General features: G+C 62.2%; 21 protein-coding genes. 9 read left to right on the top strand and 12 right to left on the bottom strand.

Going from position 1 to position 23994, the window contains the following annotated elements:
- Positions 1 to 641: 641 nt before the first annotated feature.
- The 6 genes from paaK to paaF form a co-directional block, all read right to left on the bottom strand.
- Entirely contained in the window at positions 642 to 1967 is a 1326-nt protein-coding gene (paaK, locus tag CAF65_RS26640) for a phenylacetate--CoA ligase PaaK (protein WP_085718967.1), read from the bottom strand.
- Positions 1968 to 2066: 99 nt separating this feature from the next.
- On the bottom strand, positions 2067 to 3278 hold the full coding sequence (gene pcaF, locus CAF65_RS26635) for a 3-oxoadipyl-CoA thiolase (protein WP_085718966.1): 1212 nt from the start codon (positions 3276 to 3278) through the stop codon (positions 2067 to 2069).
- Entirely contained in the window at positions 3271 to 3720 is a 450-nt protein-coding gene (gene paaI, locus CAF65_RS26630; RefSeq protein WP_085718965.1) for a hydroxyphenylacetyl-CoA thioesterase PaaI, read from the bottom strand. The genes pcaF and paaI overlap by 8 nt, the downstream gene beginning before the upstream one ends.
- Entirely contained in the window at positions 3713 to 5230 is a 1518-nt protein-coding gene (paaH, locus tag CAF65_RS26625) for a 3-hydroxyacyl-CoA dehydrogenase PaaH (protein WP_085718964.1), read from the bottom strand. The genes paaI and paaH overlap by 8 nt, the downstream gene beginning before the upstream one ends.
- Positions 5231 to 5233: 3 nt before the next feature.
- Entirely contained in the window at positions 5234 to 6025 is a 792-nt protein-coding gene (gene paaG / locus CAF65_RS26620) for a 2-(1,2-epoxy-1,2-dihydrophenyl)acetyl-CoA isomerase PaaG (protein WP_085718963.1), read from the bottom strand.
- Between the two features lie 51 nt (positions 6026 to 6076).
- Positions 6077 to 6850, bottom strand: a complete 774-nt coding sequence (gene paaF, locus CAF65_RS26615) for a 2,3-dehydroadipyl-CoA hydratase PaaF (RefSeq protein ID WP_085718962.1) — start codon at positions 6848 to 6850, stop codon at positions 6077 to 6079.
- A 348-nt stretch (positions 6851 to 7198) separates the two neighbouring features.
- On the opposite strand from paaF, the gene paaY reads away from it, so the two are divergent.
- From paaY to feaR, 3 genes are all read left to right on the top strand, one after another.
- On the top strand, positions 7199 to 7810 hold the full coding sequence (gene paaY, locus CAF65_RS26610) for a phenylacetic acid degradation protein PaaY (RefSeq protein WP_085718961.1): 612 nt from the start codon (positions 7199 to 7201) through the stop codon (positions 7808 to 7810).
- A gap of 48 nt (positions 7811 to 7858) precedes the next feature.
- Positions 7859 to 8782: a phenylacetic acid degradation operon negative regulatory protein PaaX gene (gene paaX, locus CAF65_RS26605; protein WP_007972019.1), complete on the top strand. Its 924-nt coding sequence runs from the start codon at positions 7859 to 7861 to the stop codon at positions 8780 to 8782.
- Between the two features lie 101 nt (positions 8783 to 8883).
- Entirely contained in the window at positions 8884 to 9798 is a 915-nt protein-coding gene (feaR, locus tag CAF65_RS26600; protein WP_085718960.1) for a transcriptional regulator FeaR, read from the top strand.
- 151 nt (positions 9799 to 9949) lie between these two features.
- Here the strand turns inward: feaR and CAF65_RS26595 are convergent, their stop codons facing one another.
- A complete protein-coding gene (locus CAF65_RS26595) occupies positions 9950 to 10693 on the bottom strand; it encodes an anti-sigma factor (protein WP_085718959.1) in 744 nt (247 codons plus the stop codon).
- The gene (locus CAF65_RS26590) at positions 10686 to 11198 is read right to left on the bottom strand and encodes a sigma-70 family RNA polymerase sigma factor (RefSeq protein WP_085718958.1); all 513 of its coding nucleotides are present in this window, start codon (positions 11196 to 11198) and stop codon (positions 10686 to 10688) included. The genes CAF65_RS26595 and CAF65_RS26590 overlap by 8 nt, the downstream gene beginning before the upstream one ends.
- A 154-nt stretch (positions 11199 to 11352) precedes the next feature.
- Here CAF65_RS26590 and CAF65_RS26585 point away from each other — a divergent pair, with 154 nt between their 5' ends.
- Together CAF65_RS26585 and CAF65_RS26580 are read left to right on the top strand one after the other, a co-directional pair.
- Entirely contained in the window at positions 11353 to 12321 is a 969-nt protein-coding gene (locus CAF65_RS26585) for a metallophosphoesterase (protein WP_085718957.1), read from the top strand.
- Positions 12322 to 12335: 14 nt separating this feature from the next.
- Entirely contained in the window at positions 12336 to 12644 is a 309-nt protein-coding gene (locus tag CAF65_RS26580) for a cupredoxin family copper-binding protein (protein WP_008021643.1), read from the top strand.
- Between the two features lie 61 nt (positions 12645 to 12705).
- On the opposite strand, the gene tynA is transcribed toward CAF65_RS26580, so the two are convergent.
- Positions 12706 to 14994 carry a primary-amine oxidase gene (gene tynA, locus CAF65_RS26575; protein WP_085718956.1) on the bottom strand — a complete coding sequence of 763 codons (2289 nt, stop codon included), beginning with the start codon at positions 14992 to 14994 and terminating at the stop codon, positions 12706 to 12708.
- 234 nt (positions 14995 to 15228) lie between these two features.
- Here tynA and CAF65_RS26570 point away from each other — a divergent pair, with 234 nt between their 5' ends.
- The 3 genes from CAF65_RS26570 (at position 15229) to CAF65_RS26560 (ending at position 19275) form a co-directional block, all read left to right on the top strand.
- Positions 15229 to 15729, top strand: coding sequence for a sigma-70 family RNA polymerase sigma factor (locus CAF65_RS26570; RefSeq protein ID WP_057396075.1), 501 nt, complete (start codon positions 15229 to 15231; stop codon positions 15727 to 15729).
- A gap of 40 nt (positions 15730 to 15769) precedes the next feature.
- Positions 15770 to 16753 (top strand): FecR family protein, encoded by a 984-nt coding sequence (locus CAF65_RS26565; RefSeq protein WP_085718955.1) that lies wholly within the window; start codon positions 15770 to 15772, stop codon positions 16751 to 16753.
- 98 nt (positions 16754 to 16851) lie between these two features.
- On the top strand, positions 16852 to 19275 hold the full coding sequence (locus tag CAF65_RS26560) for a TonB-dependent receptor (protein WP_085718954.1): 2424 nt from the start codon (positions 16852 to 16854) through the stop codon (positions 19273 to 19275).
- Positions 19276 to 19360: 85 nt separating this feature from the next.
- On the opposite strand, the gene CAF65_RS26555 is transcribed toward CAF65_RS26560, so the two are convergent.
- Entirely contained in the window at positions 19361 to 20512 is a 1152-nt protein-coding gene (locus CAF65_RS26555; protein ID WP_085718953.1) for an MFS transporter, read from the bottom strand.
- 165 nt (positions 20513 to 20677) lie between these two features.
- Between CAF65_RS26555 and CAF65_RS26550 the strand changes: the two genes are divergently transcribed.
- Positions 20678 to 21670: a diaminopimelate epimerase gene (locus CAF65_RS26550; RefSeq protein ID WP_085718952.1), complete on the top strand. Its 993-nt coding sequence runs from the start codon at positions 20678 to 20680 to the stop codon at positions 21668 to 21670.
- Between the two features lie 125 nt (positions 21671 to 21795).
- Here the strand turns inward: CAF65_RS26550 and codA are convergent, their stop codons facing one another.
- Together codA and CAF65_RS26540 are read right to left on the bottom strand one after the other, a co-directional pair.
- A complete protein-coding gene (gene codA / locus CAF65_RS26545; RefSeq protein WP_085718951.1) occupies positions 21796 to 23040 on the bottom strand; it encodes a cytosine deaminase in 1245 nt (414 codons plus the stop codon).
- A gap of 116 nt (positions 23041 to 23156) precedes the next feature.
- On the bottom strand, positions 23157 to 23987 hold the full coding sequence (locus CAF65_RS26540) for an alpha/beta fold hydrolase (protein ID WP_085718950.1): 831 nt from the start codon (positions 23985 to 23987) through the stop codon (positions 23157 to 23159).
- Positions 23988 to 23994: the final 7 nt, after the last annotated feature.

The following is a 23994-nucleotide window of genomic DNA, read 5'->3' as shown; positions in this document are numbered from 1 at the left end:
CGAACGGCGCTGCGCGCCCATCCCCGGATGAACACCTCCACTCAGCCTGCCGAGGGGGCGGGTGGATCAAGATCAAGAGCGGCAGGCGAGCTAACGCTCGGCCTGTTGAGTGGTGAGAAGCGTGGGTGTACGCCGATCTGCTTTTGCTCTGCTCTGCTCTTCTGTAGGAGCGAGCTTGCTCCGGGCGGCGTTCCGACGATGGGCGTCAACGATGACGCGGGCTGTCTGAATCCCTGCGATGTCCCGGTGTTTTTCGCGAGCAGGCTCGCTCCTACAGGGGGAACGCGTTCATCTGTGGTCAGGTCGGCTGTCAGGCCGCCTCGCTTTGGCTTTTGATCTGCTTGCCCCCTCGAGAGGCCGAGCGCAGGTTCTGCGCAGTGGGCAACCCGGCATGGATGCCGGGTTAGCCGCGTACGGCCATGGATGGCCGATCGCGGCGGGCCCACGGAGCAGGACCGGAGCGAGGGGATGCCGAGCCTTGGCGAGGCACCGAACGAAAGGGGCAAGAGCCCTTGGTTACTTGGGGCTTTTCCAAGTAACCCGCCGTCAGGGCGGAACCATAAGCCGCCGTTACCGAGAAAATGGATATGCCCCCCCAAAAAAAAGCCCCGCAAAAAGCGGGGCCATAAAGGGTGCAGCAGTCATGCTTTAGGACGTTTATCCACCACGTGGCAAGCCTTGCCCTCGGATCGCTTGATAGAGTGGAAAGGCTGCAGGACGATTCGCGAACTGATCCCGATGTACGTCTTGATGTACTTGCTCAACTCGCCACAAACAGCCTTCTGCTGTTCGTCGCTCAGGTGCTGGTGCTCAGCCTTGAGTTCGACGTGCACGTCAACGCTGTCCAGATTGCCGTTGCGATACAGATGGATCTCATAGCACTCGGCAAGCTGTTTGACTTTGAGGACCTGCTCCTCGATCTGCGTTGGAAACACGTTAACCCCGCGGATGATCAGCATGTCATCGCTGCGCCCGGTGATCTTGTCGATGCGCCGCATCGGCCGTGCGGTGCCCGGCAGCAGGCGCGTCAGGTCGCGGGTGCGGTAGCGGATCATCGGCAGGGCTTCTTTGCTCAGGGAGGTGAACACCAGTTCGCCCATCTGCCCGTCCGGCAGCACTTCGCCGGTGACCGGGTCGATGATTTCCGGGTAGAAGTGGTCTTCCCAGATGGTCGGGCCGTCCTTGGTTTCGGCACATTCCATGGCCACGCCCGGGCCCATGATTTCCGACAGGCCGTAGATGTCCAGGGCGGTGATGCCCATGCGGGCCTCGATGGCGCTGCGCAGTTCGGCAGTCCACGGCTCGGCACCGAAGATGCCCAGGCGCAGGGCCAGTTTGTGCGGGTCGATGCCCTGGCGCTCGATTTCGTCGGCGATGTTGAGCATGTAGGACGGCGTGACCATGATGATGTCCGGCTGGAAATCCTTGATCAGTTGCACTTGTTTTTCGGTCTGGCCGCCGGACATCGGGATCACCGTGCAGCCCAGGCGTTCGGCACCGTAATGCGCGCCGAGGCCGCCGGTGAACAGGCCGTAGCCATAGGAAATGTGCACTTTGTCGCCACGATGGCCGCCAGCGGCGCGGATCGAGCGGGCCACCACATTGGCCCAGGTGTCGATGTCTTTCTGGGTGTAGCCGACCACGGTCGGTTTGCCAGTGGTGCCGCTGGATGCATGCAGGCGCACCACGTCGCTCATCGGCACGGCAAACATGCCGTAGGGGTAGTTGTCCCGCAGATCGGACTTGGTGGTGAAAGGGAATTTCGCCAGGTCGTCGAGGGACTTGATGTCATCGGGGTGTACGCCCAGCGCATCGAAGCGCTGGCGGTACAGCGGCACGTTGTTGTACGCGTGGTACAGGCTCCAGCGCAGGCGTTCCAGCTGATGCTGGCGCAGTTCGTCGATGCTGGCGGTTTCCAGCGGGTCCAGCGCAGGGTTCAACACGGCTTGGGCAATTGGCATGTTCATGTGTTCACTCGAATTGTTTTTGTGTTCCAGCCCCTGCGTGCAGGGGCTTTGAGTGCATGCCCCAAGGATACCTCTCGGCTCCTCGGGAATCGCGATTCTTTAGTGGGATAGACGCTCGATGATCAGCGCGATCCCCTGGCCGACGCCGATGCACATGGTGCACAGGGCGTAGCGGCCATTGCGTTCCTCAAGCTCATGCAGGGCGGTGGTGACCAGTCGTGCGCCGCTCATGCCCAGTGGATGGCCAAGGGCGATGGCGCCGCCGTTGGGGTTGACCCGCGGATCGGTGTCGCCAAGGCCCAGTTCGCGCAGCACCGCCAGGCCTTGTGCGGCAAAGGCTTCGTTGAGCTCGATCACGTCCATGTCCGCCAGGCTCAGGTTGGCCAGTTCCAGCACCTTGCGCGTCGCCGGCACCGGGCCGATGCCCATGATCCGGGGCTCGACGCCAGCAGTGGCCATGGCCACGACCCGGCCGCGGGCGGTCAGACCGTGGCGTTTGGCGACTTCCGGGCTGGCCAGCAACAGGGCGCAGGCACCGTCGTTGACCCCGGAGGCGTTGCCGGCGGTGACGCTGCCGCCTTCGCGGAACGGCGTCCCCAGTTTGGCAAGCTGCTCAAGGGTGGTGTCGCCGCGTGGGTGTTCGTCGTGCTCGACCACCTTGGCCGGGCCTTTGCGCTGGGGGATCTCCACCGCGACGATCTCTTTGGCCAGGCGTCCGTTGGCCTGGGCAGTGGCAGCGCGTTGCTGGCTGCGCAGGGCGAAGGCGTCCTGGTCGGCCCGGGAGATGTTAAACTGTTCGGCGACGTTCTCTGCCGTTTCCGGCATGGAGTCGATCCCGTAGGCCTTTTTCATCAACGGATTGACGAAGCGCCAGCCGATGGTGGTATCGAAGATTTCGGCCGCACGGGAAAACGCCTGCTCGGCCTTGCCCATCACCAGTGGTGCGCGGGACATGGATTCAACGCCGCCGACCAGCATCAATCCGGCTTCGCCGCTGCGAATCGCCCGGGCGGCGGTGCCGATGGCATCCAGCCCGGAGCCGCACAGGCGATTGAGGGTGGTGCCCGGTACGCTGACCGGCAACCCGGCCAGCAACGCTGACATGCGCGCGATGTTGCGGTTGTCTTCGCCGGCCTGGTTGGCGCAGCCGTAGATCACGTCGTCGACCGTGCTCCAGTCGACTTGCGGGTGGCGGCGCAGCAGTTCGCGCAACGGCACCGCACCGAGGTCGTCGGCGCGCACGCCGCTCAGGACGCCAGCGTAACGGCCGATGGGGGTGCGTACCGCGTCGATGATCAGGGCATCATTCATTCGGGGTCTCCTGCGTCAGCACCGGGCCGCGCACTTTGTAGGATTTGCCATGGAACAGGGCGATCAACTGGCCCTGCTGGTTTTCAATGCGTACGTCGTAGTTGCCGGTGCGCCCGGAGCGGCTCTGCTCGATGCAGTCGGCGTTCAGCGTGTCGCCCAGATGCGCCGGGGCTATGTAGTCGATGCTGCAACCGATGGCCACCGTGGCTTCGTTGTAGCTGTTGCAGGCAAAGGCGAACGCCGAGTCAGCCAACGCGAACAGGTAGCCGCCGTGGCACGTGCCGTGGCCCTGGACCATGTCGGCCCGCACCGTCATGCCCACTCGCGCGCAACCGGGGCCGGCGGATAGCAGGCGCATGCCCATGGCCTGGCTGGCGGTGTCGCGCTGGAACAACGCTTGCGCGCAGTCGCTGGCCAGGTTCATCGCTTCGCGGTTAGTCATGGAAAGTTCTCCCTTCGGCAACCCGGCGGCGCAACAACAGCGATGGTCGGTAGCGTTCTTCGCCGTAGGCGGCTTGCAGGTTGTCCAGCACGGTCAGGATGTGGGGAAGGCCGATGGCGTCCGCCCAGGCCAGTGGGCCCTGCGGATAATTGACCCCGGCACGCATCGCCAGGTCGATGTCGGCGGCCGAGGCCACGCCTTGCAGCAGGGCGTCGGCGGCTTCGTTGGCGAGCATGGCGACGGTGCGCAGGACGGCGAGGGCCGGGCTGTCGCTGAGCAGGCTGATCTTGAGGCCGGCCCGTTGCAGCAGGGCCACGCCCTGTTCGAGTGCCAGCGGATCAATGCCGTTCGAGTAGCTGATGGCGATGCGCTGGGCCTTGGCGTAATCGTGGACCAGATCCAGCAGGATCAGGTTGCGTAACCCGTCTTCCCGGGCGCGCTGGCAGGCCATGCGGCCGTCGCTCAGGGCCAGCACCGCGTCACCCACTCGCAGCAATCCGCGGCCATCGCGCCGGATGACTTCGACGCCTTGCTCGCTCAAGCGCGCCAGCAAACCCTGGGTGATGCCAAGGTCACCTTCGGCAATACAAGTCTCGACGCCCGCGCTGCTGCTGATTTCAGCGGCTTGCGGACGTTCGGCTCCTTGGGTGTAGCTGTAGAAACCCTGGCCGCTTTTGCGCCCCAGACGCCCGCCGTCCACCAGTTCCTTCTGGATCAGCGACGGCAGGAAGCGGGTGTCCTGGTAATAGGCGTCAAACACCGAGCAGGTCACGGCGTAGTTGACGTCGTGGCCGATCAGGTCGGTCAGTTCGAACGCGCCCATGGCAAATCCGCCGGCTTCGCGCATCAGCGCATCCAGCGTCGGGCAATCGGCAGCGCCTTCCTGAAGCATCCGCAGGCTCTCGGCGTAGAACGGTCGGGCCACGCGGTTGACGATGAAACCCGGCGTGGAGCGGGTGTGCACCGGTTTTTTGCCCCAGGCCCTGGCAGTGTCGTACAGGCATTCAGCCAATGCCGGATCGCTGGCCAGGCCGGAGACGACTTCTACCAGCGCCATCACTGGCGCCGGGTTGAAGAAGTGCAGGCCAAGCAAGCGCTGCGGATGATCAAGCTGCGCGGCGATGCTGGTGATCGACAGCGACGAAGTGTTGCTGGCCAGGATGCAGTGCTCGCCGCAGATGCCTTCGAGCTGGCGAAACAGTGCGCGCTTGACCTCGAGGTTCTCGATGATGGCTTCGATGATCAGGTCGCAGTCGGCCAGGGCTTCGATGGCTTCCACCGCCTGCAGGTTGGCGATGGTGGCGCTGCGCGCTGCGGCGGACAGCTTGCCGTTTTCGACCCGTTTGCCCAGTTGCCGATCAATGCCTTCGATGGCCTGCGCCGCCGCGCCGGGGCGGTTGTCCAGCAGCAATACCGGATGACCGGCTTGTGCCGCCACCTGAGCGATACCGGCGCCCATGGCTCCGGCGCCGATCACCGCGATGCGTGCAGTCGTATTCAGTGCGGTCATGTCTCAGCGTCCCTTGAAACTTGGGGTGCGTTTTTCCATGAAGGCGCCGACGCCTTCGCGGTAATCCTCACTGCGCCCGGCCAGGCGCTGCAGGTCTTTCTCCAGCTCAAGCTGTTCGTCAAAACTGTTGCTCAGGCTGGCGTTCAGGCTGCGCTTGATCAGCGCCAGACCGTAGGTCGGTTGCGTGGCGAGGTGGTGGGCCAGTTTCAGCGCTTCATCGCGCAGCTCGGCGTCTTCCACGCAGCGGTAGATCAGGCCCCATTGCTCGGCCTGTTCGGCGCTCAGGCGATTGCCGAGCAGGGCCAGGGCCTTGGCGCGGGCCATGCCGACCAGGCGCGGCAAGGTCCAGGTGCCACCGGAATCCGGGATCAGGCCGATCTTGCAGAACGCCTGGATGAAGCTGGCCGAGCGCGCGGCCAATACCAGGTCGCAAGCCAGCGGAATGTTGGCGCCGGCACCGGCGGCCACGCCGTTGACCGCGCAGATCACCGGCAGCGGCAGGTCGCGCAACTGGCGGATCAGCGGGTTGTAGAACTTCTCGATTGACTCGCCCAGATCCGGCACCTCGCTGCCCGGCGCGACGTTGCGGTCGCTCAGGTCCTGCCCGGCGCAGAAACCGCGACCTTCACCGGTCAGCAGCAGTACGCGCACGTCCGGGTTCTGCCGCACTTGTTTCAGCGCTTCCTTCACTTCGCCATGCATCTGGGTGTTGAAGCTGTTGAGCTGGTCCGGCCGGTTGAGGCTGAGCAGGGCGACGCCGGCCTCGATGGAAAACAGGATGTGTTCGAAGTTCATGGTCTTGGCGCTCTCTTGGAGGTCATTCGAGTTCGGATTTCTGTGGCCGCTTTATTGCCCAGTGAAAGTCGGGCTGCGCTTTTCCTGGAAGGCGGCAATGCCTTCATCGCGGTCGCGGGTACCGGCCAGCACGGTGAAGGCGTGGCGCTCGAAGCGCAGGCCGCTGGCCAGGTCGGTGTCCATGGCCTTGAGCAGCGCTTCCTTGGCCAGGCGCACGGCCAGTGGCGCCTTGACCGCGATGCTGCGGGCGATGTGCAGGGCGCGGTCGACGGTAAATTCCGGTTGCGTCACTTCGCTGACCAGGCCGGCGCGTTGGGCCTGGCGGGCGTCGATCGGCTCGCCAGTCAGCACCATCTGCATGGCCATGGATTTGCCGACGGCGCGCAGCAGGCGTTGGGTGCCACCGGCGCCGGGCATGATCCCGAGGTTGATTTCCGGTTGGCCGAAGCGGGCGTCCTCGCCGGCAATGATGATGTCGGCATGCATCGCCAGTTCACAGCCACCGCCGAGGGCGAAGCCGTTGACCGCGGCGATCAGCGGTTTGCTGAAGCGGGTGATGGTTTGCCACGACGCCTGGCGCGGATCGTCGAGGATGCCGACCAGGTTGCGCTCGGCCATTTCCTTGATGTCGGCGCCAGCGGCGAAGGCCTTGCGGCTGCCAGTGAGAACCACGGCGCGGGTGTCCGGGTCGGCTTGCGCGGCATTCAGTTCGTCGGCCAGTTCGCCCAGCAACTCGGTGGTCAGAGCGTTCAGGGCTTGCGGGCGTTGCAGGGTAATCAGGCGGACGCCGGGCTCGATCAGTTCGACGGCAAGGGTTAGAGGCATGGCGGATGCCCTCACGGTGCACGCTCGGCGTGGTGCCGGCTCGTTATTGGATCGGCCGCAGGGGCCGGTTTTGCCCAAGTATAGCTACAACGTGATACGTAAATGCAATACTAAAATGGATTTAGTGTGTCTTATTGCTGCGTCTTTCGATCGATCTGCTTACTGGTAAAGGCGCGTGGATGGCGGATTTATCCCTGAATATAATGGGTTTAACCCCGATTTCAGCAGATCATTGGCATTCGTCGGAAAGGTGTATTTCAAGTGATACGCTTTTTAGTCTTTGTGATTGGAAAAGTGATGTGATACAAAAATAGCCATTATTTGCATCGCTTTGTGAAGGACGCTTTCATGACCTGCTACAGCCTTGATGGCCTGACCCCGGTGGTTGACCCGAGCGCCTATGTGCACCCGTCCGCCGTATTGATCGGTGACGTGATCATCGGCCCGCATTGCTATGTCGGTCCGCTGGCCAGCCTGCGCGGGGATTTCGGGCGGATCGTGCTGGAGGAGGGCGCCAACCTGCAGGACACCTGCGTGATGCACGGTTTCCCCGATAGCGACACCGTGGTCGAGCGCAACGGCCACATTGGCCACGGCGCGGTGCTGCACGGTTGTCGGATCGGCGCCGACGCCTTGGTAGGCATGAATGCGGTGGTGATGGACAACGCCCGGATCGGCCCGCGTTCATTCGTTTCGGCGGCGGCGTTCGTCAAGGCCGGCTTCGAATGTCCGGAGCAGTCGCTGGTCATGGGCGCACCGGCGAGCATCAAGCGCACCCTCAGCGATCAGGAAGTGACGTGGAAACAGGCGGGCACACATGAGTACCAGGCGCTGGCCAAGCGGTGCCTCACGCAGATGCAGGTTTGCGAACCGCTGAGCGAGCCGGAGGCTGATCGCCCGCGCATCAGCGACAGAGGGTTGCGGCCCAAGGCTCGCTCCCACAAGGGGATTTGCGATTAACTGGCAGGTTTTCGGTATATTCCTTTTCTTTTTTTACGCGGAACGCCCATGTCGTCCCTGACCCCCTTGAACCATTTGATTACACGCTTCCAGGAACAGACGCCGATCCGCGCCAGTTCCTTGATCATCACGTTGTACGGGGATGCCATCGAACCCCATGGCGGCACTGTTTGGCTGGGCAGCCTGATTCAATTGCTCGAACCCATCGGTATCAACGAACGGCTGATCCGTACGTCGATTTTTCGCCTGACCAAGGAAGGCTGGCTGACCGCCGAGAAAGTCGGCCGTCGTAGCTATTACAGCCTGACCGGCACCGGTCGCCGGCGTTTCGACAAGGCGTTCAAGCGCGTCTACAGCACCACGATGCCGGCTTGGGATGGCTCCTGGTGCCTGGTGATGCTCTCGCAACTGACCCAGGACAAACGCAAACAGGTGCGCGAGGAGCTTGAGTGGCAAGGCTTCGGTGCGATTTCGCCGGTGGTGCTGGCCTGTCCGCGCAGTGACCGTTCCGACGTCAACGCGACCCTGCTCGACCTCGGCGCGCAGGAAGATACCATCGTCTTCGAAACCACCGCCCAGGATGTACTGGCCTCCAAGGCGCTGCGCCTGCAAGTACGCGAGAGCTGGAACATCGAGGAGCTGGCCGCGCACTACAGCGAGTTCATCCAGTTGTTCCGACCGTTGTGGCAAGCGTTGCGCGAGCAGGAAAACCTGCAACCGGCCGACTGCTTCCTGGCACGGGTGTTGTTGATTCACGAGTACCGCAAGCTGCTGCTGCGTGACCCGCAACTGCCGGACGAGTTGTTGCCCGGCGATTGGGAAGGCCGCGCCGCCCGCCAGTTATGCCGCAACATTTACCGTTTGATCTACGCCAAGGCTGAAGAATGGCTGAATGCTGCACTGGAAACGGCCGACGGCCCGTTGCCGGATGTGGGGGAAAGCTTCTACCGGCGTTTTGGCGGACTGAAATAGCACGTCATTGTTCAGGGAGTGGTGCTGTTCAGGAGACTTGAAGCATCCGATGTCGTGTGGATTGACGTAGACAATAAAAATAACCCTGCGTGAGGCCTGACATGATTTCTACAACAGCACAGCGCCATGATGGGTTCGACCAGTGGATCCATCAGATCAACCAGATCTGTGGCGCTTTCAACGCACAACCCCTGGGCAGCGAGTTTGCCGGGCGCATCCGCGAATACCAGAGCGATGCGCTCAAACTCAGTTTCGTCGACGCGTGCCAGGCGCGTTTGTACCGTACGCCCCAGGAAGTTGCGGCGGGCGAGGGCGGCAAGTATTTTGCGGTGTTCCAGCTCGACGGCACGGCAGGCATGGCCCAGGGCGACGACAAGGTCCTGTTGTCCCCCGGTGACATCACGCTGATCGATGCCTCGCGGCCCAGCGACTTCACCTACAGCGAAAACTCCCGACAGTTGTCGTTGATCCTGCCGTATCAACTGGTCGAGCAAACCCTGCGCTTCAATCAGGTCAGGTGCGGCCACCGGATTGCCGCTACCTCGCCCATCGCGATGCTGTCGCACCGGTTGATCCTCGATGCGACCCGCCAGCAGCACCTGACCCGACAGGAAAGCGAAGCGACCCTGGAGGCAATTGTCAGCCTGCTGCGTCCGGCGATCAGCCAGACCGACGACTGCAGCGATGCCCATGAGCGGATCTTCCGCAAGACGCTGACCTGCATTGACGAAAACATTCGCTCCGAGGACCTGTGCCCGGAATGGCTGGCGCGGGAAGTCGGCATGTCCACCCGTGGCCTGTACCGGATGTTTGCCAAGAAAGGCCTGGTGGTGGCGCGCTATATCAAGAACCGTCGCCTGGACCTGTGCGCCGAATCCCTGCGCCAATCGGGCAAGGAACAGAAGTTGTCGGTGCTGGGGTATTCGTGGGGTTTTTCCGATTCGAGCTACTTCTCCACCGCGTTCAAATCGCGCTTCGGCATTGCGCCGGGGGAGTATCGCAAGCGGCATGCCTGAGATCCACTGAACAACACATAACCCTTGTAGGAGCGAGCCTGCTCGCGATGGTCGTGAACGATAACGCGTAAAACCAGATACCCAACGGTGCCATTGGTTTTTTCGCGAGCAGGCTTGCTCCTACAGGGGGTGGGTGTCTGGTCAGGAAATTTCAGGCGCCGTTTTTGAGCAACAGGCCGAATGCCTCCAGCTCACTTTTCTCAAGGTCCGAAACCAGAACGAACCGCATGTGATTCTCTTGCCAGGACACCACGTTGAAGCCGCGGATCGTTTCGCTCCGGCGCGGTTTGTCGGCCTGCGGCGTGGGCAGGATGAACACATTGATAATGTGCTTGTTGCGCCCGTAACTCAGGGCCGCCGTGGTCTGGTGCTGCAGGTAATCCAGGCGCCCGCCCAACAGTGGAAAACCCTGCGCCGAGTAATCGAATACCGGAGGCGAGAAGTCGAGCTTGCCGGTGAACCAGGGTTTCACGGTATGGCGGTCGGACGACACCACATCGTTCAAATGTTCGCCCATCAATGAGCGAACATGGCTGGAGACGGCCTCGTCCATCAAAGGCTGTTCGCTGCCTGGCGTCGCCACATAAAGCATCACCGCCAGGGCCAGCGCCGCCGCTGAAAACGCCGGCGCGAACCACGCTCGCCAACGCTCCAGAGTACGGGATGCAGGCGCCTCGGGGGCCAATACCCGGGAGGTCAGCGACGCCGGTGCCGCGTAGTACGGCGCCCGTTGCTTGACGCTGGTCATCAGCAGCCTTGCCTGATCGTGCTGGCGCGCGCACTCGGCGCACTCGGCCAAATGCCCGGCCACTTGCGCCGCGGTCGCAGGGTCAAGTTCCTGGTCCAGATAGCCATGCATCAATGTCTGGCAAGCCGTGCAGTCGAGTTCATTCATGATCGTGCAGCTTCAGTAGTTCGAGCTTGAGCATGGCTCGAGCCCTGGCCAGTCTCGACATGACGGTTCCGAGGGGAATGTCGACCACCAGGGCGATGTCCTTGTAGGGCATGTCTTCGAGCTCCTTGAGAACAATCACCTCACGAAACGCCGGAGGGAGAGAGCGCAGGGCTTGCTGGACCAGCGCGGCATTTTCCGTGTGAATGGCCAGCAACTCCGGGGTCTGGTCGTGGCTTGATGCTCCCTGGTCCTGGGCAACATCGTCGGCGAAAGCGACCCAGTGGCGCCCGGCCGTGGCTTTCAGCCAGGTGTAGCTTTCATTGCGCACGATGGTCAGGAACCAGGCCTTGGCGTTGCCATCGACGAAACGCTGGGAAAACCTGAAGGCGCGCAGGGCGCTTTCCTGCACGACATCGCGCGCGGCGCTGTCGTTGCCGGTGAGCCAGCGTGCGAGGTTGTAGGCGGCGTCCAGGTGGGGCGCAAACAATTCCTCAAATCGCGTCATGGTGGTTCCCGCACTGTCCCTCTTCTATAACCGTGGTCCGTGGCATTTTATTCCCCGGGAAAAGAATATTTTTCGACCGGGAATAAAGACCCGTCCCACAAGGTTTTACCTCGTGTCAGCTGCATCACTGTAGTTCGCCTACGAGGGAAAACCGATGAACATTCATTCAAAACACCAACGACGCGTCGACGGCCTGCTCAATCCTGACCGGCGCACGCTGCTCAAATGTTCGGCGTGGGCCGGGGCCGGTGTGGTCTGGGCCCTGTGCGGCGGCATTCCCCGGGCTTTCGCCCTGGATGACGCAGGAAATGTCACGGACCCCAAGGCACTCGCCGGTAACTTTCATTTTGTGCAGGTCAGCGACTCGCACATCGGTTTCAACAAGGAGGCCAACCCGGATCCGGTGAAGACCTTGCAGGTGGCCATCGACAAGGTCATTGCGCTGCCAAAACGGCCCTCGCTGATCCTGCATACCGGGGATATCACCCACCTGTCCAAGCCCGAAGAGTTCGACACCGCCGCCGAGTTGCTCAAAGGCCTGCCGTCCACCGTGCACTACGTGCCGGGCGAGCACGACACCCTCGATGAGGGCGGCGGCAAGCTCTATCTGGAACGCTACGGCAAAGGCACCAAAGGCAACGGCTGGTACAGCTTCGATGACCATGGCGTGCATTTCATCGCGCTGGTGAATGTCTTCAACTTCCAGGCGGGGCATGAAGCGAACCTCGGCGCCGATCAGCTGGCGTGGCTGGCCGACGACCTGCGCGCTGTAACGAGCAGCACGCCCATCGTGGTGTTTACCCATATTCCGTTGTGGACAATTTATCAGCCGTGGGGTTGGGGCACCGAGGACGGTGACCAGGCGATTGCCATGTTGCGCCCGTACGGCTCGGTGACGGTATTGAACGGGCATATCCATCAGGTCATCCAGAAGATCGAAGGCAATATCACCTTTCATACCGCCCGTGGCACTGCATATCCGCAACCCGCACCGGGCACGGCGCCGACGCCTGGGCCGATGACGGTGGCCGCCGATCAACTGCGCAATTATCTGGGGATCACCGACGTGCGGGCGACGCAGGGCGAGCATCCGCTGGCGCTGATCGATTCGACACTGGTCTAGGGGAGGGTAAGCGAATGAAAGCGCGATGGTTGGCGGTTGCCTGCCTGATGCTGGCGATGCCGGTATGGGCTCAGGAGGTGAAGGTCAATATCAAGGAGTTCATGTTCGGACCCAAGGATCTGGCGGTAGCCGTGGGCACCAAGGTGACGTGGGTTAACGATGACGAGATCCCGCACACGGTGGCAGAGACGCACAAGGTATTTCGCTCGGCGGCGCTGGACACCGGTGACAGTTACTCCTGGGTGTTCAACACGCCGGGGGAGTATGAGTATTTCTGTGCGCTGCATCCGCAGATGATCGGCAAGATTGTGGTCAGCCAATAATCCGCTCATCCCCTGATCCCCTGTAGGAGCGAGCTCGCTCCTACAGGGTTTTGTGTGTGCCTTATTTCGGTGCGTTGAGGTTCAGGGTCGGCGTTTCATCGAAGAAATTCCATGGCTTGAGCAGCACATGCACCCATTCGGTCGGCATGATCGGCCATTCTTCGGCACGGGCGATGTGGGTCGTGCCGGTGGTCAGCCAGACCACATCGTCGGTGTTCTCGATGGAGTGGTTGTCCTGGGTGAATTGCCCCAGGCCCGAATCCTTGTCCGAGCGGTTCGGGTATTTGCCTTCCGGGTATTTTTCCTCGGGGTTGTATTGCGTCACCCACAGTTGCTTGTCCATGAAGCTCAGGCGGTGATAGAGCCATTCGTCCTTGCCGAAGTTGGCGCCCTTGGCCACCGGGTGCGTGCCGCCGGCGTACGGAATCAACTGATAGGAAACCGGGTTGCCGACTTTGTTTTCCTTGCTGAAGTTGGTCAGCAGGCGCACGGTCGACGGGTCGAATTTTTGCGCCGCCTGCTGCTCGTTGCCGACTACTTTGGTTTCGGTCTGCATGGTGCTGGTGCGCGGGCCGCCACGGTCGTTCGGCAGCACCACCGGGTTCACTTCCACCAGTGAGTTCTGCTCGCCGTCCACGTCCATATCGAGGCGGAAGTTGTAGATGTGTTGGTGCGTGGTGCCAACAATGTTGTGATCCAGCAGGGTGCCGTAGCGGGTGTCTTCCCTGGCGGTGTCTTCGTGCATGGTTTTCGATTTCACGCCCTTGACCGCTTCGATGCCGGTGGCGCCGGCGTCGATACCGATGGTGCCGTTCTGCTGGAAGACCCAGTCGAAGATGTAGTCGTAGTTGCCCACGGTGCTGATCCAGCGCACCACCAGTTCACGACGCTCGGTGCTGAGGTTGGGCTGGCCCATTTCCTGGTGTTTGTACTCCGGGCCGGCGTAGCGCTCGAACACCGCCATGGCGCGCGGGATCGCAGTCGGTGCGCCGGTGTAGTCGGCGATGGTGGCGTCCAGCAGCACGGCGTTTTCCGGGGCGTCTTTGCCGCGGGCAATCGGTGAAGTCAGGGTGCCCATGCCGTAGTCGCCGGAGTCGAGGTAGGCCTTGAAGTACCAGCCGATATCCGGGTCGCCGTAAGGCACGATCATGCCGCCCAGCGAGCCTTCGTACATGATTTTGCGTTTCTTGCCCTTGTCGTCGTAGGTGACGGTGGACAGGATCGGACCGACCCGCGAATCGAGGCGAACGTGGAAATCCCAGTTCTGCCAGTGAATGCTGTTGCCGCTGATGGTGTAGTTCTTGCCCTCGGGCTCGGTGATTTCCAGCGGCTTGACCTCAACGCCTTTGCGTCCGCGCCCGTCATAGGGCGTCGGCTTCATCGGCACCGGGATCAGCGCTTCGTCTTCGATCTTGATCAGCTTCTTCTGTTCCAGGTCGACAATCGCCACCAGCCCTTCAATCGGGTGCGCCCAGTAGTTGCCGTCATCGGTGTTGAGGTAGCTGACGATTTTCAGCAGGCGCTTGTCCTGTGCCAGGCCGTCCTTGCCATCGAAGTAACCGACGGTCAACGGCGTGGCCACGACCTTTTTCACATCGTTGATACCGCGCTTGGCCAGGGCCTGGGCGTATTCCGGGCTGGCCTCGACGGCCGATTGCACCGTTGCGAAATCGTCCAGCAGCACCATGCCGTGGGCGCCTTCGATCGGCTTCCAGGACTTGAGTTGTTTGCTGTCGAGATCGACCAGCGCCTCGATCACGTGCTTGCCGTCGAGTACCACGATTGAGGCCTGGCGCGGCTGGGCGACGTTCTGCCCGGTCAGAGCGAAGTTCCACACCTGATCCTTGGGCGGCTCCTTGACCGAGACTTCGGTAAAGCGGAAACCGGGTTTGTAGTTTTCCGATTTCTTGACGATGTCCACGGCCGTGGTGATTTCGGCGGCGCTCAGGGGATTGAGCGGGTTGGGGCGGGTCTCGACGACGAAGGTCTTGTCCAGCCCGGACTGGAACACCTGGTTGATGAAGTCCGTGGACATGAACGCCGTGTGGTCCTTGAACACCACTGGCACTGTCAGCTCGATACGCTTGCCGTTGAGCATCGCCACCTTGCTGTCGGGCTTGACCTTGAGATAGACCCCGTCCTTGGCAATGGTGAACAGGTTGGCGTAGTCGTCCCATTTCACCGTGGCACCAAAGGCCTCCAGACCCGCTTGCAGCGGCACCATGTCGGCATGACCGCCGTGGGCCTGGGCAGTGTTCGCCCAGAAAGGCAGGCCGAGGGTGCTCAGGGTGATGGCCAGGGCCAGGCGGGCAAGCGGTGTTCTTTTAGGCAATGCTTTGGAGCTGAACATGTGTGAATTCCTGGGGAAAAGCCGGGTACGGGCATTTCTGCACTGTGTTACAACCCGTCAACGGTTGCATTTGAATGCCTGCCAGATTTCTTTGGTTCCGTGCCGCCATCCAGCTTTGCTGACGAAATGCACCCTGGCAAGCGGACAAAGTGCCCGGTGTGGGGGCCGCAAACCATTGCTTCAAGTTAATAGGAAGCATTACTATTCACACCCCCGTCTCCACAGCACACCGCAATGACCCTCAAGCTGCCCCGCAGACACGGCTTTTTCGAGCATTACGAAGAGTTGGTTGGCACCTGGACCCGTCGCCTGAGAAACCGTCAGCAGGCCGAGGACCTGGCCCACGATACTTTCGTGCGGGTGCTTGAGTCCGATTCGGCGCGGGTGGAACAGCCTCGGGCGTATTTGCACCAGACCGCGCGCAACATCGCCGTGGATGGTTATCGGCGTGAGGACCGGCGGGGCGCCATGGAGTCAGAGGCGATTGATCTCAGTGAGTCGCCGACCGGTGACCCGGAGCATTTCATGCACGCGATCCAGTTGGCGGATTCCATCGAACGGGCGCTCACCGAGCTGCCGGTCAACTGCCGCAAGGTGTTTGTCTGGCAGAAAATCGAGGGCCTGACCCAGGCCGAAATCGCCGAGCGCCTGGGGCTGTCCAGGAACATGGTGGAAAAGTATATGATCCGCACGCTTCGGCACCTGCGTGATCGCCTGGACGGGTTGCAGTCATGACCGACCGCGCCTTCTCCTCCCCAGCCAAACAGGAACTTCCATGATGGATACTCGTGATTGTGCGTGCGGGCAAACAACGGTTCGCGATGAGGCGGCGCAGTGGTTCGTGCGTTTGCAGGAGCCTGTCGTCGATGTTGAAGTGCGTCGCCGGTTTCAGGCCTGGCTGGACGAACACTCCCAACACCGACACGAATTCGAAGTGCTCCAGGGGTTGTGGAGCGCCGCCGACCTGGTGCCGACGGCGCGTTTGCGCGCCTTGTGTGAAACCCCGCCAGCCCTGAAAAAACGTCGTCCCGTGCTGCGTTATGCGGTGGCCGCCAGCGTGCTGGCGGTAGCGCTCGGCCTGGGCCTGTTCAGCGGCCTGAATCAACCTGTGCCTTACACCGCGGAGTTTTCAACGGCCCTGAATGAGCGACGCCATGTGGCGCTGCCGGATGGCTCGGTGGTCGATCTGGACAGCCGCAGCCGGATTCAAGTGCGCTTTGAAAAAGGGCAACGCAACGTTGAGCTGAGCGAAGGCGAAGCGATGTTCAGCGTCGAGCATGACACCAGCCGGCCTTTTGTGGTCGCGGCAGGCAGCGGCAAGGTCACGGTCACCGGCACCCGCTTCGATGTGCGTCGCGGCGCCAGCGAAACCCGGGTGGTCGTGGAGCAGGGCACTGTCAAGGTTCAAGGGCGCGACGCCGTCGACAGCGAGTTCATCAATCTGACAGCAGGCCTTGGCACCCACGTCGATGCCCGGGGCAACGTTGCCGCCGCCTATGCGGTCAACTCGGCGGAAATGACCGCCTGGCGCAGCGGCAAGCTGGTGTTCAACAACGCCAGCCTGGCCGAAGTCGCCGAGCAGGCCTCGCGTTATCGGGAGAAACCGCTGAAGGTCGGCAATGCAGCGGTGGGCAATCTACGCCTGACCAGCGTGTTCAAATCCGACAACACCGACGCGCTGCTCAAGGCCTTGCCGAGCATCCTGCCGGTGGCCGTGCGCACCCTTGGCGACGGCAGCCAGGAAATAATTTCAAAATAAAATTCAGGTTTTTTTCGAGTTCATCGTCTTCCTGTTCAACTGCAACTGGTTTGCATTAACAAGCGCACACTCTTGCGATCCACAGGATTACGTTCGACGTGAAAATCTCCACCGCTAAAAACAACAAACTCCCCTGGTTGCCGCTGGCCCTCGCGCTGGCGGTCAACGTTGCGCTGCCCCAGGCCTTTGCGGCCGACGGCATCCACATCCCGGCGCAACCTTTGGGACAAGCCCTGAGCCAGTTGGGCCAGCAAACCTCGCTTCAGGTGTTCTTCAGCCCTGAACTGGTCGCCGGCAAGCAGGCTCCGGCGGTGGATGGCAACCTTTCCCCGGAAGACGCTCTGCGCCAGTTGCTGCAAGGCAGCGGCCTGCAATACCAGATCGATGAAGGTTCGGTGACGCTGATGCCGGCGCCAGCGTCGGCGGCCAGCGGTCCACTGGAACTGGGCGTGACTGACATCAAGGTCGTTGGTGACTGGCTCGGCGATGCCGATGCCGCTGTGGTGCAGAACCACCCTGGCGCACGAACCGTGATCCGCCGCGAAGCCATGGTCGAGCAGGGCGCGATGAACGTCGGCGACGTGTTGAAGCGCGTTCCTGGGGTGCAAGTGCAGGACGCCAACGGCACCGGTGGCAGCGATATTTCCCTTAACGTCGGCGTGCGCGGCCTGACTTCGCGCCTGTCGCCTCGCTCCACCGTGCTGATCGACGGCATCCCGGCGGCGTTCGCGCCTTACGGCCAGCCGCAACTGTCCATGGCGCCGATTTCCTCCGGCAACCTCGACAGCATCGACGTGGTGCGCGGTGCCGGTTCCGTACGCTACGGACCACAAAACGTCGGTGGTGTGATCAACTTCGTGACCCGCGCGATCCCGGAACAGGCCTCCGCAGAAATCGGCACGACCCTGGAAACGTCGCAGCACGGTGGCTGGAAGCACATCGACACGGCATTCATGGGCGGCACCGCCGACAACGGCATGGGCGTGGCGCTGTTGTACTCCGGGGTGAACGGCAACGGTTACCGTGAAAGCAACAACGGCAACGACATCGACGACGTGATCCTCAAGACCCATTGGGCGCCGACCGATGTCGACGATTTCAGCCTCAACTTTCACTACTACGACGCCAAGGCCGACATGCCCGGCGGCCTGACCCAGGCGCAGTACGACGCCGACCCGTTCCAGTCCGTGCGCGACCACGACAACTTCAGCGGCCGCCGCAAGGATGTGTCGTTCAAGTGGGTGCGGCAGATCGACGATCGCACACAGGCCGAAGTGCTGACCTACTACACCGACAGTTTTCGTGGCAGCACCATCGCCTCCCGTGACTTGAAGACCCTCAGCTCGTATCCGCGCAGCTACTACACCTTTGGCATCGAGCCACGGGTGTCTCACGTTTTCGATGTGGGCCCGACCACCCAGGAAGTCAGCGTCGGTTATCGCTACCTCAAGGAAGCCATGCACGAAGAGGCCAGCCGCGTGGCGCTGGTCAACAACGAGCCAGTCGTACGTCCCGGGGCGGACGGCCATGTCTATCAGGACCGCACCGGTGGAACCGAGGCCAATTCGGTCTACGTCGACAACAAGATTGACGTTGGCAACTGGACCGTCACCCCGGGTATTCGCTTCGAGCACATCAGCACCGACTGGCACGACCGCCCGGTGCTCGATAACGCCGGTAAACGGGTGCCGGAGAAAAACCGCAGCATCGAAAGCAACGAGCCGCTGCCGGCCCTGAGCGTGATGTATCACGTGTCCGATGCCTGGAAACTGTTCGCCAACTACGAAACCTCGTTTGGCGCGCTGCAGTACTTCCAGCTGGGGCAGGGCGGTATCGGCGACAACACCGCCAACGGTCTGGAGCCGGAAAAAGCCAAGACCTACGAAATCGGTACGCGCTACAACGATGACGTGTGGGGCGGTGAGGTGACGCTGTTCTACATCGACTTCGACGACGAACTGCAATACATCAGCAACGATGTGGGCTGGACCAACCTCGGCGCAACCAGGCACCAGGGCATCGAAACGTCGGTGCACTACGATCTGGCCGCGCTGGACCCACGTCTTGACGGCCTGACCGCCAACGCCGGTTTCACCTACACCCGCGCCACCAGCGAAGGTGACATCCCGGGCTTCAAGGGCCGTGACCTGCCGTTCTACTCCCGTCAGGTGGCCACTGCCGGCCTGCGTTACGACATCAACCGCTGGACCTGGAATCTCGACGCGTTCGCCCAGTCCAAGCAGCGCTCGCCGGGCACCGGCGTGAACGCCGACGGCAGCTTCAACGGTAACTACATCACCGAAGGCACCGCCGACGGCCAGTTCGGTGACATTCCGGGTTACGTGACCTGGAACGTGCGTGGCGGCTATGACTTCGGGCCGCAGGTATCGAACCTGAAACTGGGGGCGGGGGTGAAAAACATCTTCGACAAGCAGTACTTCACCCGCTCCAGCGACAACAACTCGGGCATGTACGTCGGCGCGCCGCGCACGTTCTTTGTGCAGGCCAGTGTCGGGTTCTGATAGACCGAGTGGACCCGTTCGCGAGCAGGCTCGCTCTCACAGGTTCACCTATACCTGTGGGAGCGAGCCCTGCTCGCGAAGCTTTTCAGACCCTCAACACCTTCCCGCCAATCGCCACTGCCATCAGCAGCACTGCCATCAAGGCAAAGGCAAAGCTCAGGCTGCTGCCATGGGCGATGAAACCGATCACGGCCGGTCCCGCCAGGATGCCCGCGTAACCCAGGGTAGTAATGGCCGGCACGGCGATGCTCTCGGGCATGACCGTCTGCTTGCCCACGGCGGTGTACAACACCGGCACGATGTTCGAGCAACCGGCGCCCAATAGCGCGTAACCCACCAGCGCCGCCTCCCAACCCGGCGCGAATGTCGCCAGCAACAAGCCTGCGGCGGCTGTCAGCCCGCCGAACACAATCACCCGGGTCGCCCCCAATCGCCGTACGATTTTGTCACCGGTCAGGCGTCCCACGGTCATGGTCAAGGCAAACGCCGCATACCCGAGGCCTGCATACGCCGTGTCGATACCGCGCTCCTGCGCCAGGAACACCGCACTCCAGTCCAGCGCCGCACCTTCGGCCAGGAACACGATGAAGCACATGCCGCCGATGAACAGGACGATGCCATGGGGAACGGCAAACGCCGGGCCCGAACTCTCGCTGCCATAGGGCAACAGGTGTGGCACCGCCTTCGCCAGCGCGATCAACAGCAGCACGATCACCACCAGCGTCGCGCCCAGTGGTGAAATGCCGAGCCCGAGCAAGGCACTGACACCTGCCGCGCCGACAATGCCACCGAGGCTGAACAGACCATGGAACCCCGACATCATGTGCTTGCCGCTGGCGCGCTCGACGATCACCGCTTGCAGGTTGACCGTCGAATCCACCGTGCCGAGACCCGCGCCAAACATGAACAAGGCTGCGATCAGGGCAGGAATCGACGATACCGTCGCCAGCAGCGGCAGGGCAGCGCAGATCAGCAGGGTCCCGCCGGTCGCCACGCGCCGGCAGCCGAAACGGGTGGCCAGGATCCCGGCCAACGGCATCGCCAGAATCGAACCCACACCCAGGCTCAGCAGCAACAGGCCCAGGGTGCCTTCATCCAGCCCGGCCCGGGCCTTGGCATAGGGCACCAGCGGCGCCCACGCGGCGATGCCGAACCCGGCGATGAAAAAGGCGATGCGTGTGGACATCTGTTCCAGGCGGCCGGGAACGAAGGTGGTTTGGCTGTTGAGGCTGGTCATATCTATCCCTGGCAAAAAACGTCACGTCCTCAACGGACAGTGATCGGCCGGCGTGGGTTCGATCAGTGCCCGGAAAGTTTTGCGGTCAAACAGGGCGACATCGTTGCACAGCGCCGGTGTGTTTCGCGATATGTTGAGCCATTCCAATGACACACGGAGGGCGCCATGGCGCAGAGGTACGATGCACGGGGCAATATTTACATCGTGGTAGCGCCCGAAGAACTGCGCCGCCAGGGTATCGACTTGCCCCATCAGGCCGACCACGCCGCACAAACCCGTCAGGCATGGGCCGTGGCGGCCATCGAGGCTTGCTGTAGCTGGGCACCCGGCACGCAGCCGGCCGGCAGCAAGGATCATCGCAGCGACGGATTGCTGGTCGGACCGTTTCAGTCGTCGTCCCCCTTCGATCTGCTGATCGTCAACACCGATGGCACGCTGGCCGAGCGCAGCGGTAACGGGCTGACGATCTTTTCTCAGGCGCTGAGCGACCAGGGGCTTTTCGCGCAGGGCGGAACCTGTGAACTCAGGGTGCATCACGATAAAACCGACACGCCTTCACCGGGGCAGACTTCGGTGCAAACCGCTCAAGTCGAGGGCGTGAAGGGTTTCTGGCTTGACCTTGGCCAGCCTGGATTCGGGCCGTCGGCAGTCAGTGCCGTGGGTGTTGAAAGGGCGCTGTTGAATGGCCGCGAACTCAGTCACGTCAAACAGCTGTCAGCGCTCAATGGCGCATGGTCGCGCAGCCAGTTCGTGCGGCTCGGCAATCCCCATTGCGTGACGTTGGTCGACGGCGCCGATGCCTTGCCGAGCAACGAGCAGATGTGCGAACCGGCGTTGGGCGAAGGGCTGACGCGAATCGCCTATGCCATGCCGAGCGGCGCAGGCAAGCCCTGCCCGGCGGGGATCAATCTGCAATGGGCGATGCGCTTGTCCGAAGGGCACATCGCTGCACGGGTGTTCGAGCGGGGCGAGGGGCCGACGGCGTCGTCGGGGACCAGCGCCAGTGCAGTGGCCTGTGCGGCGTGGCGGGTAGGTTGGGTCAGCGCCGGGGAGGTCAAGGTGACGATGCCGGGTGGCACGGCGCCGATCTTGCTGGAGGAAGAGCAGGGGGAGTTGAGTCGGGTCAGCCTGTTTGGTACGGCTCGAATGATCGATTGATTTCGAAACAGCCTTCGCGAGCAGGCTCGCTCTCACAGGTTTTGTGAACGACATAAAGCCACTGTGGGAGCGAGCTTGGTCCGGGCGGCGATCCGACGATGGGGCCAGACCAGACAACACCAAACTCAGCTCAGCCCACTGAACTCCACCACCGGCATCGTCCGCTTCATCAACACCTTGCCATTGCGCACCGAGTACAGCGGCAAGCCCTGGCTGCGGATTACCTCGTAGTCACTCTCCGCCGACAGGATCAGCAGGTTCGCCGGTCGCCCGCGCTCCAGGCCATAGCGTTCGCCGAGGTTCATGGCTCTGGCGCTATTGTCCGTCACCAGGTCCAGCGCACTTTGCAGGTTGCGATATCCGAGCATGTGACAGATGTGCAGACCGGCTTCGAGCACCCGCAAAATGTTGCCATTGCCCAGCGGATACCACGGATCGACGATGGAGTCCTGGCCGAAACACACGTTCATGCCCGCTTCCAGCAACTCGTTGACCCGGGTCACGCCCCGGCGTTTCGGGAAATTATCGAAGCGCCCTTGCAGGTGGATGCTTTCAGTGGGGCAGGAGACAAAGCTGATCCCCGAATGCCCAAGCAAGCGAAAAAGCTTGGCGCAGTAGGCGTTGTCGTAGGAGCCCATGGCCGTGGTGTGGCTGGCCGTCACCCGTGAACCCATGTCACGGCTGCGGGCCTCTTCGGCGAGCACTTCGAGAAAGCGTGAATGCGGGTCGTCGGTTTCGTCGCAATGCACGTCCACCAGGCAACCCGTGCGTTCGGCCAGGTCCATGAGGAACTTCACCGAACTGACGCCCTGATCGCGGGTGTATTCGAAATGTGGAATGCCACCCACCACATCCGCGCCCATGCGGATGGCTTCTTCCATCAACTCGCGACCATTGCGGTAGGACTCGATGCCTTCCTGGGGGAACGCGACGATTTGCAGGTCGACCAGGTGCCGGCTTTCCTCACGCACTTCGAGCATCGCCTTGAGCGCAGTCAGTTGCGGGTCGGTGACGTCGACGTGGGTACGCACATGCTGGATGCCGTGGGCGGCGAGGGCCTGGATGGTTTTCCGGGCACGGGCCTTGGTGTCTTCCAGGGTGATGGTCGCCTTGCGCTCGCCCCAGCACTCGATGCCTTCGAACAGCGTGCCGCTCATGTTCCAGCGCGGTTCGCCGGCGGTCAGGGTCGCGTCGAGGTGGATGTGCGGCTCGACAAAGGGCGGTACCACCAGATTACCGCCAGCATCCAGGTCGTCAGGGCCCAGGGTCGGGGCTTCGATCTGGCGGGAGATGCTGCTGATCCGGCCGTTCTCCAGGTACAACTCATGCAGGCCTTCCTGGTTGCGCAGACGGGCGTTGATGATGTGCATCGGGCGGATCCTTTTAACGAATCGTATAGGCAATACTTCTACGTTAGCTCGCTGGTGGCAACTCATGCCAGTGACATTGGCCAGCATCATCCAAATAGATGTGGGAGCGGGTTTGTTCAGAAAGAGTGCTGCAGGGGCAAAAACCGCAGCAGCGCCGCGACAATGGCTTCAGGCGCGTCTTCCTGGACCAGATGCCCGGCGTTGGGTATCGGATGGAACTGCGCGCCGGGAATCATCTTGTGTAAGGCCCGCCCACGCTCGACGGGAATCCACTGATCGTCTTCACCCCAGAGAATCTGCACCGGGCAGCGAATCGTCGGGTACAACCCCTGTGCCTCAAGGGTGTAACGCTCGTCCATCTGTGCGATCTGCCGGTAGAGCGCCGCTTGCCCCGGATCACCCAGCCAGGGTTGCACGTAGGGGGCGAGTTCGTTGTCCGGGATGTCCCGCTTGATTGCTCCGCGAATATAGGTGGGCACGATTGCCCGCTGGATGTAGTCGGGCAGCCCGCTGAACGCGGCCTCGTGCTGGCGTACATGCTGCACGAACGGCGAGCCCCAGGGCGTCAGCGCCACCGGGTCGATCAGCGTCAAACTGCGGTAGTCCTTGCTGTTGAGCAGATGCGTGCGCAGGGCGGTGGCGCCGCCGAAGTCGTGGGCCACCACGTCGGGGCAATCCACGCCCCAATGCTCCAGCAGTTGCGCCAACAACTGGTTTTGCACGCCCAAGGACACATCGCCATCCGGCTGTGCGGATTGCCCGTAACCCAGCAAATCGAAGTAGTACACGCGGTGTGTGGTGATGAAGTGCGGCGCTATCCGGTGCCACACCCAGGAAGAAAATGGCGTGCCATGCACGAACACCAGCGGCGGGCCTTCGCCGTGTATGGCGTAGCGCACCTGATGTCCTTCGAAGTCGAAGACCTGATCCAGCGGCCAGTCAGTCATGGGCTTG

It is taken from the genome of Pseudomonas sp. B28(2017) (genome assembly GCF_002113025.1).
Classification (GTDB): domain Bacteria; phylum Pseudomonadota; class Gammaproteobacteria; order Pseudomonadales; family Pseudomonadaceae; genus Aquipseudomonas.
This window is presented reverse-complemented; position numbering and strand designations above follow the sequence as displayed.